Origin of the sequence: Aquipuribacter aurantiacus (assembly GCF_051216895.1) — a bacterium.
GTDB lineage: Bacteria > Actinomycetota > Actinomycetes > Actinomycetales > JBBAYJ01 > Aquipuribacter.
In genome coordinates this window covers 113,113-128,487 of record NZ_JBPKAO010000004.1, presented here as the reverse complement: position 1 = coordinate 128,487, position 15,375 = coordinate 113,113, and the positions used below count along the sequence as shown (strand labels likewise).

15 protein-coding genes are annotated in these 15,375 nt (G+C 73.9%); 8 read left to right on the top strand and 7 right to left on the bottom strand.

Annotated features, from left to right (window positions below; genetic code table 11):
- The first annotated feature begins 4 nt into the window (after nucleotides 1–4).
- The 3 genes from ACR80Q_RS07270 to ACR80Q_RS07260 are packed head-to-tail and all read left to right on the top strand — an operon-like array spanning nucleotide 5 to nucleotide 3,728.
- Nucleotides 5–784: a potassium channel family protein gene (locus tag ACR80Q_RS07270; RefSeq protein ID WP_435376931.1), complete on the top strand. Its 780-nt coding sequence runs from the start codon at nucleotides 5–7 to the stop codon at nucleotides 782–784.
- Nucleotides 781–2,286, top strand: a complete 1,506-nt coding sequence (locus ACR80Q_RS07265; RefSeq protein WP_435376930.1) for a TrkH family potassium uptake protein — start codon at nucleotides 781–783, stop codon at nucleotides 2,284–2,286. The genes ACR80Q_RS07270 and ACR80Q_RS07265 overlap by 4 nt, the downstream gene beginning before the upstream one ends.
- 5 nt (nucleotides 2,287–2,291) lie before the next feature.
- Nucleotides 2,292–3,728: a TrkH family potassium uptake protein gene (locus ACR80Q_RS07260; RefSeq protein WP_435376929.1), complete on the top strand. Its 1,437-nt coding sequence runs from the start codon at nucleotides 2,292–2,294 to the stop codon at nucleotides 3,726–3,728.
- 15 nt (nucleotides 3,729–3,743) lie between these two features.
- On the opposite strand, the gene ACR80Q_RS07255 is transcribed toward ACR80Q_RS07260, so the two are convergent.
- The 4 genes from ACR80Q_RS07255 to ACR80Q_RS07240 form a co-directional block, all read right to left on the bottom strand.
- Nucleotides 3,744–4,091 (bottom strand): oxidoreductase, encoded by a 348-nt coding sequence (locus ACR80Q_RS07255; RefSeq protein ID WP_435376928.1) that lies wholly within the window; start codon nucleotides 4,089–4,091, stop codon nucleotides 3,744–3,746.
- 66 nt (nucleotides 4,092–4,157) lie between these two features.
- Nucleotides 4,158–5,018: a pyrroline-5-carboxylate reductase gene (gene proC, locus ACR80Q_RS07250; RefSeq protein WP_435376927.1), complete on the bottom strand. Its 861-nt coding sequence runs from the start codon at nucleotides 5,016–5,018 to the stop codon at nucleotides 4,158–4,160.
- The gene (locus ACR80Q_RS07245; protein WP_435376926.1) at nucleotides 5,015–5,962 is read right to left on the bottom strand and encodes a proline dehydrogenase family protein; all 948 of its coding nucleotides are present in this window, start codon (nucleotides 5,960–5,962) and stop codon (nucleotides 5,015–5,017) included. The genes proC and ACR80Q_RS07245 overlap by 4 nt, the downstream gene beginning before the upstream one ends.
- A gap of 9 nt (nucleotides 5,963–5,971) precedes the next feature.
- A complete protein-coding gene (locus tag ACR80Q_RS07240) occupies nucleotides 5,972–6,796 on the bottom strand; it encodes a sugar phosphate isomerase/epimerase family protein (protein ID WP_435376925.1) in 825 nt (274 codons plus the stop codon).
- A 62-nt stretch (nucleotides 6,797–6,858) separates the two neighbouring features.
- Here ACR80Q_RS07240 and ACR80Q_RS07235 point away from each other — a divergent pair, with 62 nt between their 5' ends.
- From ACR80Q_RS07235 to ACR80Q_RS07215, 5 genes are all read left to right on the top strand, one after another.
- Entirely contained in the window at nucleotides 6,859–7,722 is an 864-nt protein-coding gene (locus ACR80Q_RS07235; RefSeq protein WP_435376924.1) for a DUF3109 family protein, read from the top strand.
- Between the two features lie 32 nt (nucleotides 7,723–7,754).
- Nucleotides 7,755–8,126: a hypothetical protein gene (locus ACR80Q_RS07230; protein WP_435376923.1), complete on the top strand. Its 372-nt coding sequence runs from the start codon at nucleotides 7,755–7,757 to the stop codon at nucleotides 8,124–8,126.
- 77 nt (nucleotides 8,127–8,203) lie between these two features.
- Nucleotides 8,204–9,655 carry a DNA repair protein RadA gene (gene radA / locus ACR80Q_RS07225; protein ID WP_435376922.1) on the top strand — a complete coding sequence of 484 codons (1,452 nt, stop codon included), beginning with the start codon at nucleotides 8,204–8,206 and terminating at the stop codon, nucleotides 9,653–9,655.
- Nucleotides 9,656–9,837: 182 nt separating this feature from the next.
- Nucleotides 9,838–10,914 (top strand): DNA integrity scanning diadenylate cyclase DisA, encoded by a 1,077-nt coding sequence (gene disA, locus ACR80Q_RS07220; protein ID WP_435376921.1) that lies wholly within the window; start codon nucleotides 9,838–9,840, stop codon nucleotides 10,912–10,914.
- A gap of 203 nt (nucleotides 10,915–11,117) precedes the next feature.
- Nucleotides 11,118–11,897 carry an iron-sulfur binding domain-containing protein gene (locus ACR80Q_RS07215; protein ID WP_435376920.1) on the top strand — a complete coding sequence of 260 codons (780 nt, stop codon included), beginning with the start codon at nucleotides 11,118–11,120 and terminating at the stop codon, nucleotides 11,895–11,897.
- On the opposite strand, the gene ACR80Q_RS07210 is transcribed toward ACR80Q_RS07215, so the two are convergent.
- The 3 genes from ACR80Q_RS07210 to ACR80Q_RS07200 form a co-directional block, all read right to left on the bottom strand.
- Nucleotides 11,879–12,457, bottom strand: coding sequence for a DUF5317 family protein (locus tag ACR80Q_RS07210; protein WP_435376919.1), 579 nt, complete (start codon nucleotides 12,455–12,457; stop codon nucleotides 11,879–11,881). The two genes, ACR80Q_RS07215 and ACR80Q_RS07210, sit on opposite strands and share 19 nt — an antisense overlap.
- Complete coding sequence (locus ACR80Q_RS07205) at nucleotides 12,454–14,499, bottom strand: putative bifunctional diguanylate cyclase/phosphodiesterase (RefSeq protein WP_435376918.1); 2,046 nt, start codon at nucleotides 14,497–14,499, stop codon at nucleotides 12,454–12,456. Before ACR80Q_RS07205 ends, ACR80Q_RS07210 begins: the two co-directional genes overlap by 4 nt.
- Before the next feature lie 321 nt (nucleotides 14,500–14,820).
- Nucleotides 14,821–15,357, bottom strand: coding sequence for an amino-acid N-acetyltransferase (locus tag ACR80Q_RS07200; RefSeq protein WP_435377115.1), 537 nt, complete (start codon nucleotides 15,355–15,357; stop codon nucleotides 14,821–14,823).
- Between the last annotated feature and the right edge of the window lie 18 nt (nucleotides 15,358–15,375).

Genomic DNA, 15,375 nt, shown 5'->3' with positions numbered 1-15,375 from the left:
CCTCGTGGGAAACGGGAAGCTGCACTCCGACGCCGTCCTCGTGGTCGGGCTCGGCCGGTTCGGGGCCGCGGCCGCCGAGGCGCTGCACCGGCTCGGGCACGAGGTGCTCGCCGTCGAGCGCAACCCCGAGCTGGTGCAGGAGTGGTCCGGCCGCCTCACCCACGTCGTGGAGGCCGACTCCACGAACCTGCAGGCCATGAAGCAGATCGGCGCAGCGCAGTTCCCGATCGCGGTGGTCGGGATCGGCACCTCGATCGAGGCCAGCGTGCTGTCCACCCTCAACCTGGTCGACCTCAAGGTGGGCCAGATCTGGGCCAAGGCCATCTCCCACGCCCACGGCAAGATCCTCGAGCGGCTGGCCACCGAGGCCGAGTCCGACCGCATCACCGGCGACGAGGACCTGGCCACCGCGGCCCGACGCAGCCGTGAGACCCGCCAGCGCAAGGACAACCCGGTCCGCCGGACCGGCAGCCGCGTCACCGTGGTCTACCCCGAGGCGACCATGGGCGAGCGCACCGCCCACCTGGTGACGGGCAAGCTGCTGGACTACATCGAGTTCGACGACGGCTTCGCGATCGTCAAGATGGCCCCGCCCAAGGAGACCCACAACTTCACCCTCGACCAGGCCGGGGTCCGCACCAAGTACGGCATCACGGTGGTGGGGGTGAAGCGGCCCGGCAACGACTTCACCTACGCCATCCCCACCACGAAGGTGCACCCGGACGACACGCTGATCGTGTCGGGCCACGTCGACCAGATCGAGGCCTTCGCGGCCCGACCGTGACCAGCCCCGCAGGCCCCGGCGAGCCGGACGACGACCTCGAGCCCACCCTGGCCACGAGCCGGTTCCGCCGTCGCAAGCGGGACCGCTTCAGCATCCGCCGCGTCCTGCCGGGCGGGGACCGCACGCCGTCGGCCATCGCGCGCCGCGCCGGCCTCGAGGCCTTCCTGTCGCCGGTCCGGATCATCCCGCTGGGGCTGTTCGCCGTCATCGTCGTCGGTGCCCTGCTCCTGCACACCCCCTGGGCGGTGCGCTCGGTCAGCGAGGGCGGCACGGGGCCGGAAGGTCTCCCGCCGACCGTGGTCGCCGTGTTCACCGCGACCAGCGCCACCGCCGTGACGGGACTCGTCGTCGTGGACACCCCGACGTACTGGTCGACGTTCGGCCACGTCGTCATGCTCGTGCTGTTCCAGGTCGGCGGCCTGGGCATCGCGACCCTCGGCTCGCTCGTGGGCCTGGCGGTGCTGCGCCGCTTCGGCCTGGGCAGCATGCTCGCGGCCAGCCAGGAGACCAAGGGCTTCGACCTCGGCGAGATCCGCACCATCCTGCCCCGGCTGCTGCTGACCACGGCCGTCATCGAGGCCGTGGTGTCCGTCGCGCTCACCCTGCGGTTCCTGCTGCACTACGACGAACCCCCCGGCCGAGCCCTGTGGCTGGGCGTCTTCCACGGCGTCTCGGCCTTCAACAACGCCGGGTTCGCGCTCTTCAGCGACAGCCTGATCGGCTTCGTGGGCGACCCCTGGATCATCGTCCCGGTCATGACGGCGGTCGTCCTGGGCGGGCTGGGGTTCCCGGTCCTCGTCGAGCTGGCCCGGTTCAAGCGGCCGGGGACCTGGTCGCTGCACACCCAGCTGGTGATCGCCACGTCGGCCGTCCTGCTCGTCGGGGCGGCGCTGACGCTCGGCGCCCTGGAGTGGGGCAACGAGGCCACCATCGGCGAGATGGCGATGCCCACCAAGCTGCTCGCCATCGCGTTCATGGCCGTGACGCCCCGCTCCAGCGGGTTCTCGACCATCGACTACGGCGGCATGGGCGAGGCCGGTCGGTTCGTCACCGACGCCCTCATGTTCGTCGGGGCCGGCTCGGCGGGCACCTCCGGCGGCATCAAGGTCGGCACCCTGGCCGTGCTGGCCCTGGCGGTGTACGCCGAGGCGCGCGGCGACACCGACGTCCACGCCTTCGGCCGTCGGATCGCCACGGCGACGGTCCGGCAGGCGCTGGCGGTCCTCGGCTTCTCCATCGCCCTGACCGGCGTCGCGATCGTCGTGCTGCTCCAGCTCACCGACTTCGAGCTGAGCGACACCATCTTCGAGGCGGTCTCGGCGACGGCCGTGGTGGGCCTGTCCACGGGCGTCACCGCCCAGCTGCCGGAACCGGCGATGTGGTTCGTCACCGGCTGCATGTTCGTCGGCCGGGTGGGTCCGGTCGCGGTGGCCGCCGCGGTGGCCACCAAGCAGCGCCGGCGGCTGTTCCGCCTGCCCGAGGCGCGCCCCCTGATCGGCTGAGCCGGATGACGGAGGACCCGCTGCCGCGGGGCCCGTCCCGGAGCCGGACGGGCCGGGACCTGCCCCGGCGCCCTCCGCCCCACGGCCCGCTGTGGCGTCGCCGTCGGGTCCGGGCGCTGCTCAGCCCCGCCCGGGTCATCCCGCTCGGTTTCGTCGTCGCGATCGCCGTCGGCACGCTGGCCCTGCTGACCCCCTGGGCGGTGGCCCCCGGCCAGGCCCCCGACGGCGTCCCGTTCACCACGGCGGTCTTCGTCGCGACCTCGGCCGTCTGCGTGACCGGGCTGACCCTGGTCGAGACCGGGACGTACTGGTCGACCACGGGCGAGGCCCTGATCCTGACGATGATCCACGTCGGCGGGCTGGGCATCGCCACCATCTCGGCCCTGCTGGCGCTGGCGGTGACCCGCCGGCTCGGCCTGCAGAGCCGGATCACGGCGGGGATGGCCACCCGGGTGGGCGGCCTCGCCGACGCGCGCTCGGTGCTGGTCGGCATCCTGCGCACGACCGTGGTGATCGAGGGTGCGGTCGCCCTGCTCCTCACGCTGCGCTTCGCGGTGCACTACGGCGAGCCGCCGGGGCGGGCGCTGTGGCTGGGCGTGTTCCACGCGGTGTCGGCGTTCAACAACGCGGGCTTCTCGCTGTTCGCGGAGAACGCGCTGTACGACTACGCCACCGACGAGTGGGTCACCGGGCCGATCATGGCGGCGATCGTGCTGGGCGGGATCGGGTTCCCGGTCGTCCTGGAGGTGCTGCGCCGCACCCGGCTGCCCTGGAGCGTCAACACCCGGCTCGTACTCGTGGCCACGGCGGTCCTGCTGGTCGGCGGCACCCTGATGTTCCTGCTGCTGGAGTGGGACAACCCCGCGACCCTGGGCGGGTTCCAGGGCTCGGACAAGCTGTGGACCGCGGTGTTCCTGTCGGTGACGGCCCGCACGGCCGGCTTCAACACGGTCGACTACGGCGAGGTGACCGACGCCTCGCTCTTCCTGACCAACGCCCTGATGTTCATCGGCGGCGGGTCGGCCGGGACGGCGGGCGGGATCAAGGTCGGCACCGTCGCCGTCCTGGTCGCCGCCGTGCTGGCCGAGGCGCGCGGCGACGCCGACGCCAACGCGTTCGGGCGCCGGATCGGGCCGGAGACCGTCCGGCAGGCCCTGGCGGTCATCGGCCTGTACCTGGCCGTGGTCGGCTCGGCGACGATCCTGCTGCTGCACCTGTCGGGCGAGCGGATGGCCGACGTCCTGTTCGAGGTCATCTCGGCCACGGCCACCGTGGGGCTGTCCACGGGCATCACCCCCGACCTGCCGCCCGGCGGGGACTGGGTGCTGATCGTCTGCATGTTCCTGGGCCGGCTGGGACCGGTGACGGTGGCCGGCGCGCTGGCCCTGCGCGAGCGGCCCCGGCTGTTCCGGCTGCCCGAGACCCGCCCGCTCATCGGCTAGGGCTCCTGCCCCCCGTCAGCGGGGTCCGAGCCGGCGCTCGGGGTGGTTGCGGCTCCACTCCTTCATGCGCTTCGGGTAGCCGGTCACCCCGGCCTCGTACACCGGTGCGCTCAGGCTGCGGGCGAGCTTGCCGGCCGTCGACGGCGACCCGACCCGGCGACGGGTCCACTCCCCGTCGTGCGCCACGGCGACCATGGTGGTGTCGAAGCCGTCGGTCTGCGGCTCCAGGTAGAACTCGACCCCGCGGCGGGTGGTCGCGAAGTCACGCAGGTGCGCCAGGTCCTCCTCGAGCCGGCTGGGCCCGGAGGGTCCGGACGCACCGGACCGTCCACGCCCGCCGAACACCTTCGAGAGCCAACCCACGTCACACCTCCGTCAACCGGGCGGACCCGGGCCTCGCGGTCGGCGACCGCCGACCACTGCTCGTCGTCAACTACCCGCGAGCCGTCCTAGTTCCGCCGAACGGTCCCGGGCGGCCTCCATCGCGGTCACGAACGCAGCCCGCACCCGGTGGTCGTCCAGCACGCGGATCGCGGCGATCGTGGTGCCGGCCGGGGAGCAGACCTGCTCCCGCAGGACGCTCGGGTGCTGACCGGTCTCCGAGACCATCGTGCCCGCACCACGGACCGTCTGCACCGCCAACGTCGTGGCGACGTCGCGGGACAGGCCCAGCAGGACGCCGGCCTCGATCATCGCCTCGACGACGTAGAACACGTACGCCGGTCCGGACCCGGACACCGCGGTCACCGCGTCCATCTGGTGCTCCGGGACGCGCACGACCTTGCCGACGCTGGCGAGCAGCGCCTCGGCGGCGTCCAGGTGACGGGCGTCGCAGCGGCTCCCGGGCGACACCGCGCTCATGCCGGCGTCCACCAGGGCCGGCGTGTTGGGCATGACACGGACCACGGCCACGTCCGCCGGCGCCCCGGCGGCCGTCAGGGCCGCCTCGATGGAGGCGGTGGTGACGCCGGCGGCCAACGACACCAGCAGGCCGCCGGGCGCCAGGTGGGGGCCGACCTCCGCGAGCAGCGCCGACACGTCCTGCGGCTTGACCACCACGACCGCCGTGCCCGCCTCCGCCACCGCGGTCGCGTTGTCCAGCACGCGCACGCCGTACCGGTCGAGGAGCTCCTCGGCACGCTCGGCCCGGCGTTCGCTGATCCGCAGCGCGGACACCGGTCGACCGGCCCGCAGCAGCCCCGACAGCAGGGTCTCGCCCATCACCCCGGCGCCCAGCACCGCGACGACGTCCTCGCGAGGTGTCGGCGTCCCGGCCTCGCTCTCGGTCACCGCCGGCTCCCCAGCGAGCGCAGCAGCAGGGCCAGGTTGGCGGGTCGCTCGGCGAGGCGCCGCACCAGGTAGGCGTACCAGTCCTCGCCGAAGGGCACGTAGACCCGCGTCCGCCGCCCGAGCGCGGCGAGCCGGGTCTGCTCGTCCGGCCGGACCCCGAGGAGCATCTGCAGCTCCCAGCTGGACTGCTCCCGCCCGACGTCGCGGGCCAGCGCCTGCGCGATCTCCAGCAGCGTGGGGTCGTGGCTGGCGACCATGGGGTAGCCGTCGCCGTTCATCAGCACCTTGAGGCAGCGGACGTAGGAGCGGTCGACCTCGTGGGCGGCGTCGAAGGCGTGGACGTCGGTCGGCGCGTAGGCGCCCTTGCACAGGCGCACCCGCGACCCGGCGGTGGCCAGGTCACGGCAGTCGGCCTCGGTGCGGCGCAGCTGCGACTGCAGCACCGCCCCCACCCAGGGGTGCTCCGCGCGCAGCTGCTCCAGCACCCGCAGGGTGGAGTCGACCGTGGTGTGGTCCTCCATGTCCAGGGTGACCGTGGTGCCGGCGACCGCGGCCGCCTCGCAGATCACCCGGGCGTTCTCCAGCGCCACGGACTCCCCGGTCGAGCCGAGCGCCTGCCCGAGCGCGGAGAGCTTGACCGACACCTCGACGTCGCCGTCGTCGGCCAGGCCCACGGCCGCCAACCGGCCCAGCAGGCCCACGTAGGCGTCCCGGACCCCTTCGGCGTCGGCCTCGTCGGTCACGTCCTCGCCGAGGCGGTCGAGGGTGACGAGCAGACCCTGGGAGCGGAGGTCCGCGGACACCTCCAGGGCGTGGTCGTCGCCCGTGCCCGCGACGAAGCGCCGCACCAGGTCCCGGGTCACCGGGGCGTTCTCCACGACGTCCCGCAGTCGCGAGTTGCGCGACGCGGCCAGCAGCACTGCCCGTTGGGCCTCGGCGATCACCTCCGCAGGCTAGCCGCCGGACAGATGGCCCTGCAGGTGGCGTCGCGCAAAGGCCAGGCTGCGCTGCAGGGCCAGCTCGCGCCGGGCCTTGTCCTTGCGGGTGTTGATCTCCGCCACGACGTGCCCGGACCAGCCCCCGGCCGCCAGCTTCTCCAGCACCTCCGCCACCGGCTGCGTGCCGTCCCCGGGCACCAGGTGCTCGTCCATCAACGACCCGCTGCCGTCGGTGAGGTGGACGTGGGTGATGCGCTCGCCCAGCACCTCCAGCAGGTGCATGGCGTCCTGGCGGGCCGTCGCGGCGTGGGAGAAGTCCAGCGTGCAGTGCTCATAGTCGTGGTCGAGCAGGTCCCAGCCCGGTGCGTAGGCCCGGACGTCCTTGCCGCCGACGCGCCAGGGGAACATGTTCTCCACCGCGAACGTGCAGTGGTGCTCCTCGCCCAGGGTGGCGATGCCCTCCTCGAAGCCGGCGCCGTAGGTCCGCTGCCACCGGAACGGCGGGTGCACGACGACGGTGTCGGCGCCGAGGGCCTCGGCGTGCTCGGCCGTGCGGACCAGCCGCGCCCAGTTGTCCCGGCCCCACACCCCCTGGGTGAGCAGCAGGGTCGGCGCGTGGATGCTCATGATCTTGACGTCGTAGGTGGCGGACAGCTCCAGCAGCGCGTCGGCGTCCCGGCTGACCGGGTCCGACCAGACCATGACCTCGACGCCGTCGTAACCGAGCTCGGCCGCCAGCCGGAAGGCCTCCTCGGCAGGCTCGGGGTACACCGACGTCGTCGCCAGGCCCACCAGGGGGCCGGCCGTCGTTCCGCCGTCGGGGGCGGGTGTCCCGGTCACGAAGGATGAGCCTACGTCGCCCCGGCCCTCACCGGGACCGTGGTGCGGTCTACCCTCCTCCGGTGGCACGCCCCGACGTCCCGACCGACGAGGTCCCCGCCCCCACCGACCGGTTGTGGCTCGAGCTCTCGGCCACCACGGCGGAGCCGGTGGACGACGGGGAGCACGACCAGGACGGCACCGTCGGCACCGCCGAGCCGGGTGAGCCCGACACGGTCTACCGCTTCGACCTGACCTGGCTCACCTCGTCCTGGACGTGCATCTTCGGGGCGGGGTGCCCCGGGATCGACGCGACCGAGCCGGACGCGGGCTGCTGCGTGCACGGGGCGTACTTCTCCGAGCCCGACGACGAGGCCCGGGTGGCGGAGGCCGTGGGCCGGCTCGCCCCCTCGACCTGGGCCAACCACGACCACCCCGAGCACGGCGCGGACGCCGCCTGGGCCGAGTCGGACGAGGACGGCGACCGACGGACGGCCCGCGTCGACGGGGCCTGCGTGTTCCACAACCCCCGGGGCTCCGCCGGTGGCTACGGCTGCGCCCTGCACGCGCTGGCGCTGGCCGAGGGGGTCCCGCCGCTGACCACGAAGCCCGACGTCTGCTGGCAGCTGCCGCTGCGCCGGACCTACGACACCGTCGGGCACCCCGACGGCTCGGAGCACCTGCAGGTCACCGTGACCGAGTACACCCGGGCCGGCTGGGGCGGCGGCGGGGCCGACTTCGACTGGTACTGCTCGACCAGCCCGTCGGCCCACGTCGGCGCCGAACCGGTCTGGGTGTCGCTGCGCGAGGAGCTCGTGGAGCTGGTGGGGGCCGATGTCTACGCCCGCCTGGCCGAGCACTGCGAGCAGCTGCGGCCCCGCCGCGGTCGACGGCTGCTGCCGCTCACGGTGCACCCGGCCACGGCGGCGGCCCGGCCCGTCGACTAGCCACGGCGGCGGCAGCAGAGCACCCTGTAGGCATGACGGACACCCGATACAGCGACGGGGCACCACGCCAGGAGGCGGAGTACACCGCGCGCGGCCACCGCAGGACGAACTGGCCGCACCCCGACGTCCGGTCCATCGGGCTGTTCGCCGTCTGGACGCTCGGCATCGCGGTCTCCACCGTGCTCCCGTTCCTCATCGTCCCGCCGACCTCGTCGTCCCCGGACCCGGGACAGGTGGGCATCGCCTTCGCCGTGACCATGGTGGGCGTGGCCATCTTCGCCGGCGCCGGGATGCTGCTGTCCCAGCACCTCAAGAGCCAGGCCGTGCTCGTCTTCGCCCTGGTGCCTGCGGTGTCGATCGTCAGCGGCGGGGTCATCCTCACCGCCACCCTGCTGGCCATCTGAGGCCGGCGCCGGGGCCGACGCCCCCGGGGGCGGGGTAGGGCCCCGGGTTGTGTCGCGGCACTGCGTAGGTTGACCCGGTGGCCAGCTCCCGTACCCGTCGTGCCGTCTTCGCGTGCACCGCGTGCGGGGCGGAGCACCCGCGCTGGGCCGGGCGGTGCAGCCAGTGCCAGGGCTGGGGCACCGTCGAGGAGGTCCCCGCCGGGCTGACCGAGGGCAGCGGTCCTCGCGCCCGGGCCACGGCCGGCGCCCCTCGGCCCGCACGACGGCTCGGGGAGGTCGACGAGGCGCGGACGGAGCGGACGCCCACCGGGCTCGGCGAGTTCGACCGGGTCATCGGCGGCGGGCTCGTCGCCGGCCAGGTCGTCCTGCTGGCCGGGGAGCCGGGGGTCGGCAAGTCCACGCTGCTGCTGGACGTCGCCCACCGTTTCGCGCTCGGCCCCGTCGGGCCCGCGACCGGGTCCCGCGCGCTGGGCGCCGAGGCCCACCGGGCCCGCACGGTGCTCTACGTGTCGGGCGAGGAGTCCGCGGAGCAGATCGCCGTGCGCGCGCGCCGCACCGGCGCGGACGCGCCCGGTCTGCTGGTGGCCGACGAGCAGGACCTGGGCGCCGTGCTGCACCACGTGGAGGAGCACGACCCCGACCTCGTCGTGGTCGACAGCGTGCAGACCCTGACCAGCGGGGACGTCGACGGCCGGGCGGGCGGCATGGCCCAGGTGCAGGAGGTCACGCAGGTGCTCACCCGGGTCGCCAAGTCCCGCCCCACCCCGTTGCTGCTGGTGGGGCAGTCCACCAAGGACTCCTCGGTGGCCGGGCCGCGGTCCCTGGAGCACCTGGTCGACACCGTCCTCACCTTCGACGGCGACCGTCACACCAGCCTGCGCCTGCTGCGGGCGACCAAGAACCGGTACGGGCCCGCCGACGAGATCGCCTGCTTCGAGCAGGCCGACGACGGTCTGCGCGAGGTGGTGGACCCCTCCGAGCTGTTCCGCGGCCAGCGCGACGAACCGGTGCCCGGCACCTGCCTGGCCGTGGCGGTCGAGGGTCGCCGCCCGCTCCTGGCCGAGATCCAGTCCCTGGTGGCCACGGCGTCCACGCCCAACCCCCGGCGCGGGGTCAGCGGGCTCGACAGCGCCCGCACCGCGATGCTGCTGGCGGTCACCGAACGCGCGAGCGGGCTCAAGCTGGCCGACAAGGACGTGTTCGTCGCCACGGTCGGCGGGGCCCGGCTGGGCGAACCGGGCGTCGACCTGGCCGTCACGCTGGCGGTGGCCTCCGCGGCGTGGGACGTGCCCGTGCCCGCCGACGTCCTGGCGATCGGCGAGGTGGCGCTGAGCGGGGACGTGCGCCGGGTGTCGATGACGCCGCAGCGGGTGGCCGAGGCCGCCCGGCTGGGCTACCGCCGCATCCTCGTGCCCCCGGGCTCGCTGGAACGCCTCGGCACCCTGCCCAGCGGCGTCCGGGTCGTCGAGGTCGGGCACGTCGAACGCGCGTTCCGGGCCCTGCGCGACCTGGCGGGCCGCACGGGCTGAGGGTCCCAGGTCGCGCTCAGGTCACTCCCAGGTCACCGCCTGGTCACGGTCCGGTCGCGAAGCCCGCCACGGGAGGGACCGGCTCTACACTGCCGAGGGATCGAGCATTGGCCGACGACACGACCGACCTGCGCCGCGTGTGACCGACACGACCGGCGCTCGAGCACGCGGGGGCCGCGACGGTGGACGGTACGGACGAGCGACTCCGAGAGGTCCTCGCCCTGGTCGCGCCCGGGACGCAGCTGCGCGACGGCCTCGAGCGGATCCTGCGCGGTCGCACCGGCGCCCTGATCGTCCTCGGCTTCGACGAGGTGGTCGCGGACATGTGCACCGGCGGGTTCGTCCTGGACGTCCACTTCTCGGCCACCCGGCTGCGCGAGCTCGCCAAGATGGACGGGGCCATCGTGGTCGACCACGACGGCAGCGGGAACATCGTCCGTGCCGGCGTCCAGCTCGTGCCCGACCCGCGCATCGAGACCCCGGAGTCGGGCACCCGGCACCGGACGGCGGACAAGGCGTCGCGCCAGTGCGGCTTCCCGGTCATCTCGGTGTCGCAGTCGATGACCCTCATTGCGCTCTACCTGGACGGCAAGCGGCACGTGCTCGAGGACTCCGGCGCGATCCTGGCCCGCGCCAACCAGGCCCTGGCCACCCTGGAGCGGTACGCCTCCCGGCTGGACGAGGTCACCGGCAACCTCTCGGCGCTGGAGATCGAGGACCTGGTCACGGTGCGCGACGTCGCCACCGTGCTCCAGCGGGCCGAGATGGTCCGCCGGATCAGCGAGGAGGTGCGCGGCTACGTCGTCGAGCTGGGCACCGACGGGCGCCTGGTCGAGCTGCAGATGGACGAGCTCATCACCGGCTTCGGCCTGGAGCTGGCCAGCGTGGTCCGCGACTACGTCGGCCCCGACGGCTCGGTCGCCGAGGCGGAGCACGCGCTGGCCGGGCTCGCCTCGCTGGACTCCTCCCAGCTGCTCAGCCTGGACCAGGTGGCCGCGCAGGTGGCCCTGCAGACCGGCGACCCCGGCCTGGACGCGACCGTCAGCCCGCGTGGGTACCGGATGCTGCACCGCCTGCCCCGCCTGCCCGACGTCGTGGTGCAGCGGCTGGTCGGTCGTTTCGGCAGCCTGCAGAAGCTGCTGGCCGCCGGTGTGGAGGACCTGCAGCAGGTCGACGGGCTGACCCTGTCGCGTGCGCGGGCCGTCCGCGAGGGCCTCAGCCGCCTGGCCGAGACCAGCATCCTCGAGCGGTACGTCTGAGCCCCTCGTCGGCCCCTCCCACCGAGGAGGCCGGATCGGCACGGTCGAGCGGTGGCCGACGGGAGGGTCCGCCCCCCTCGGCGGCGGCCGGCGAGGACGGCGGTCTGGTCGACGACGTCGTCGATTGGTACGTCTCGGCCGCGCGGGACCTGCCGTGGCGACGGCCGGGGACCGACGCCTGGGCCGTGCTGGTGTGCGAGGTGATGTCGCACCAGACCCCCGTGGCCCGGGTCGTCCCCGCGTGGCACGCATGGCTGCAGCGCTGGCCGACACCGACCGCGCTGGCCGACGACTCCCCCGGCGAGGCGGTCCGGATGTGGGGCCGGCTCGGCTACCCCCGCCGGGCGCTGCGGCTGCACGCGGCCGCGGTGGCGGTGCGGGACGAGCACGACGGGCAGGTGCCCACCACCTACGAGGCCCTGCTGGGCCTGCCGGGCGTCGGCCCGTACACCGCCGGAGCCACGGCCGCCTTCGCGCACGGTCGTCGGGCGGTGGTGCTCGACGTCAACATCCGCCGTGTCCTGTCCCGGGTGCACGAGGGGGTCGACGCCCTGCCGAGCGCCCCGGCCCGGGCCGAGGTCGCGCGCGCCGAGCGGCTGCTGCCGGGACCACCTCCGCGGTCGGTGGCCTGGAACGCCGCCGTGATGGAGCTGGGCGCGGTGGTCTGCACGGCCCGGGCACCGCGTTGCGACGAATGCCCCCTGCGGGACCGATGCCGCTGGGCCGCCCTCGCCCCGCCCCCCGACGGCGCAGCCGACGCCACAGCCCGGGGCCGCACCACCCGTCCGCAGGCCTGGGTGGGCACCGACCGCTACGTCCGCGGCCTGCTGCTGGCGGCGCTCCGCGAGGAGACCGGTGTCGTGCCCGCGGCACGTCTGGAGGCCGTCTGGCCCGACCAGGACCAGACGGCCCGGTGCCTGACCGGTCTGCTCGCCGACGGGTTGGCCGAGGCCGCCGTCGGTGGCTACCGCCTGCCGACCTGATCCCGAGCGGTGACATCGCCCCGCTCGTCAGCGGCGGTCACCGGGCGACGGCAGGTCAGGTGCAGGAAGACCGCCACCCCCAGGACGACCAGGACGTCACCGACGCTGAACACGCTGTTCACCGGTAGCCAGGCAGGCGTGGCGAACACGTCCCCCAGGGGCAGGAGCCGTGGCTGCGCCAGCACTGCGGAGTTGGCGAACTGCCCCGGGGCGGCCTGCCAGCCCGAGGCAGCGACCGCGCTCGCCGACGCGGGCATGACCCCGCCGTTGGCGGTGATCGCGGTGAGGTTGAGGGCGCCGCCGGCCGCGACGACCCAGGTCCCCGCCGAGCGCAGGTTGAGCCCGGCGAACACGGCCGCCAGCCCGTAGGTGCCCAGGTGCGCCGCCTGGCTCAGCGGACCTGCGTCCGGGAGCACGGACATCACCACGACCTGGACGGCCAGGGCCAACCACACCAGCCAGGTGTGACGCATCGACAGCCGCCCCAGACGCCGGAGGTCGCTGCCGGGCAGCACCGCGTGCACGGCCAGCAGCAGCAGGCAGCAGTACAGGATGATCACCGCGTCACCGGCTCGCGGTCGGCGGGGCGGTCGGCTCGGGTCGGCGGCAGGTCCCGACCCCGTCGCTGCGGTCCTCGGCTCCACGCGAGAACGTCGTCCGGCGGCGAGGCCGGCAGCAGGAGGTGACCCTGCAGCAGGTCGCAGCCGCTCTCCACCATCAGGGCGGCCGTGGTGGCGTCCTCGACGCCCTCGGCCACCACCTGCAGGCCCAGGCTGTGGCCGAGCTCCACCGCGGCCCTGACGATGGCCAGGTCGCGCCCGCTGGTCCTCGCGTTCGACACGAACGTCCGGTCGATCTTGACCTCGGTGGCCGACAGGTCCCGCAGGTAGGCCAACGAGGAGTACCCGGTGCCGAAGTCGTCGATGGACACGTCGACGCCGAGGTCGCGGATCCGGCGGAGCACCAGTGCGGCCCGCGCCGGGTCGGACAGCATCGAGTTCTCCGTCACCTCCAGCGTGAGCGCGGTGCCCGGCAGCCCCTCGGCCTGCAGCAGGGCCCGGATCTGCTCCGGCAGCTGGACGTCGCTGAGGTGGCGTGGTGACATGTTGACCGCCACGTTGACCTGCAGACCCTGCGCACGCCACTGCCGCACCTGCCGCAACGACCGCCGCAGGATCTGCATGGTCATGGCGACGACGAGGCCGGCGTTCTCCGCCGCGGGCAGGAAGTCCGCGGGACCGATCAGCCCGCGGACCGGGTGCTGCCAGCGGACGAGCGCCTCGACACCCACCATGACGCCGTCGGCGGCCCGGCACTTGGGCTGATAGTGCAGCACCAGCTGGGTGTCCATGGTGCGGCGCAGCTCCTCCATCAGGGCCAGGCGCGCGACTGTGTTGACGTCCCGCTCCGCGTCGTAGGTACGGGTGGCGCCCCGGTCGGCCTTGGCCTGGTAGAGCGCGATGTCGGCGCGCTGGACCAGCTGGTCGATGCCGTCGGCGTGCAGCGGCAGCAGGGCGATGCCGATGCTGACCCCGATGTGCAGGGAGATCTGGGCCAGCTGGAACGGCTCCGACAACGCGTCGTGGCACCGTTGCGAGAGCTGTTCCGCGGCCTCGACACCGCAGCCGTGGCTGAGCACGGCGAACTCGTCGCCCCCGAACCGGGCGACGGTGTCCTCCTCCCCCACGACCGACAGCAGCCGCGCCGCGACGAGGCGGAGCAGCTCGTCCCCGACGGGGTGGCCGAGGGTGTCGTTGATCTCCTTGAAGTGGTCGAGGTCGAGCATGAGGAGCGCGGTCTGCTCACCACCGTCGGCCTCGTCCGCCACGCGCCGGCTGCGCAGCATCAGCATGCCCCGGTTGGGCAGGCCCGTCAGCTGGTCGTGCATGGCCTGCACGTGGCTGCGCGCCGCCGTGCGTGCCGCCTGCCGGACCGCAGCGACGGGCAGCAGGCACAGCGGGGCGGTGAGCGGTGAGAACTGCAGCGACAGCACCACCACGGGGGCGAGGCAGAGCAGCATCGTCGTCATCGAGATCTCGTCGCGCACGTGGGTCACCACGGATCTCGCCAACCGCTGCTGGTCGGCCAGGGCGATGACGACGGCCACCAGCACGGCGTTGACCAGGAAGTACACGGCGGCGGCCGCCAGCGAGGGCAGGAGCTGGTCGGTGGTGAAGGGCCCCGTGTGGGCCGACCCGAACGGCTGGCCCGTCAGCGCGGCGTAGGCCGCCGACGCCACGACCACCGCCACGGCGTACTGGCTGATGTTGAACAGGGCCTTGATGGGCGGCCGACGGTCGCGCACCTCGGCCACCAGCAGGGCGCAGGTCTGGGTGAGCAGGACCAGCCACAGCGGTCCGACCACGACGAGGGCGATGGTGAACGGGCCGGAGAAGGTGTACTCCCGGAACTCGTCCCCCCGCCAGATGCGGGCCGGGAGGCACTCCCCGACGACGATGCCGACGACCAGCAGCCCCGCCACCACGGCCCCGGACGCCGTCCACGCGGTCCGGTCGACGTGCGCCAGCGACGTCCCCACCGCCACCGCCCCGCACAGCACGACGCCCAGCACGTAGCGGGTCAGGGTGTCGGACAACGCCACGACTGACCTCCTGGGTCGACGATCAACGAGGACGACGAACGCCGACCGGGACGAGCCAGGCCCTCGTCAGGTACTAGGACTCAGGTCCACTTGCCGGGGGCGGCCACGACCAGGGCGAGGGCGGTCATGGCTCCGGTGGAGGTCGCGACCCGGATCGCGAGCCTGTTCTGCAGCGTCCACTTCGTGAGCATGTGCGTCTCCTCTGCCGTGCGTGGGCGGCGCCTTGCCGTCGACAGTGCATCGGCAGGCAGCGCGGAGGACTCAAGCAGCCGATCGTGTGACGCGCGGCTCGCCGGCACCGCGGGGGACGCCGGGCCGGGCTCAGAGGGTGAGCAGCATCCGGTGGTTGCCCAGGGTGTTGGGCTTGACCCGGGCCAGGTCCAGGAACTCCGCGACGCCCTCGTCGTGGCTGCGCAGCAGCTGCTCGTACACCTCGGGGGCGACCGGCGCGGCCTCGATCTCGACGAAGCCGAACGAGCCGAAGAACTCCCGCTCGAACGTCAGGCAGAACACCCGGTCGATGCCCAGCGCGCGCGCCCGCTCGACCAGGTCCGCCACCAGCGCCCGGCCGACCCCGGCGCCCCGCAACCGGCTGCTGACGGCGACGGTGCGCACCTCGGCCAGGTCGGCCCACATCACGTGCAGCGCCCCGCAGCCCACGACCTCGCTGCGGCCGTGCGGGTGCGCCGCCGAGGGCGGCGACCGGTGCTCGGCCACCACGAACTCCTGCACGTCCTCGTAGAGGGTGACGAGGTCCTTGGCCAGCAGGCGGCGGTCCAGGACGTACGCCGAGACCAGCTCGGCGATGCGCGGCACGTCCGCCGGCCGAGCAGCACGGAGCCCGACCGTCCCCTGCAGGGACGGCCGGGCTCTGTC

Bases quoted from the DNA above. Each gene is read 5' to 3' on its own strand.
- ACR80Q_RS07260 (WP_435376929.1), top strand. From the start codon at position 2,292: ATGACGGAGGACCCGCTGCCGCGGGGCCCGTCCCGGAGCCGGACGGGC.
- ACR80Q_RS07215 (WP_435376920.1), top strand. From the start codon at position 11,118: ATGTCGCACCAGACCCCCGTGGCCCGGGTCGTCCCCGCGTGGCACGCA.
- ACR80Q_RS07230 (WP_435376923.1), top strand. From the start codon at position 7,755: ATGACGGACACCCGATACAGCGACGGGGCACCACGCCAGGAGGCGGAG.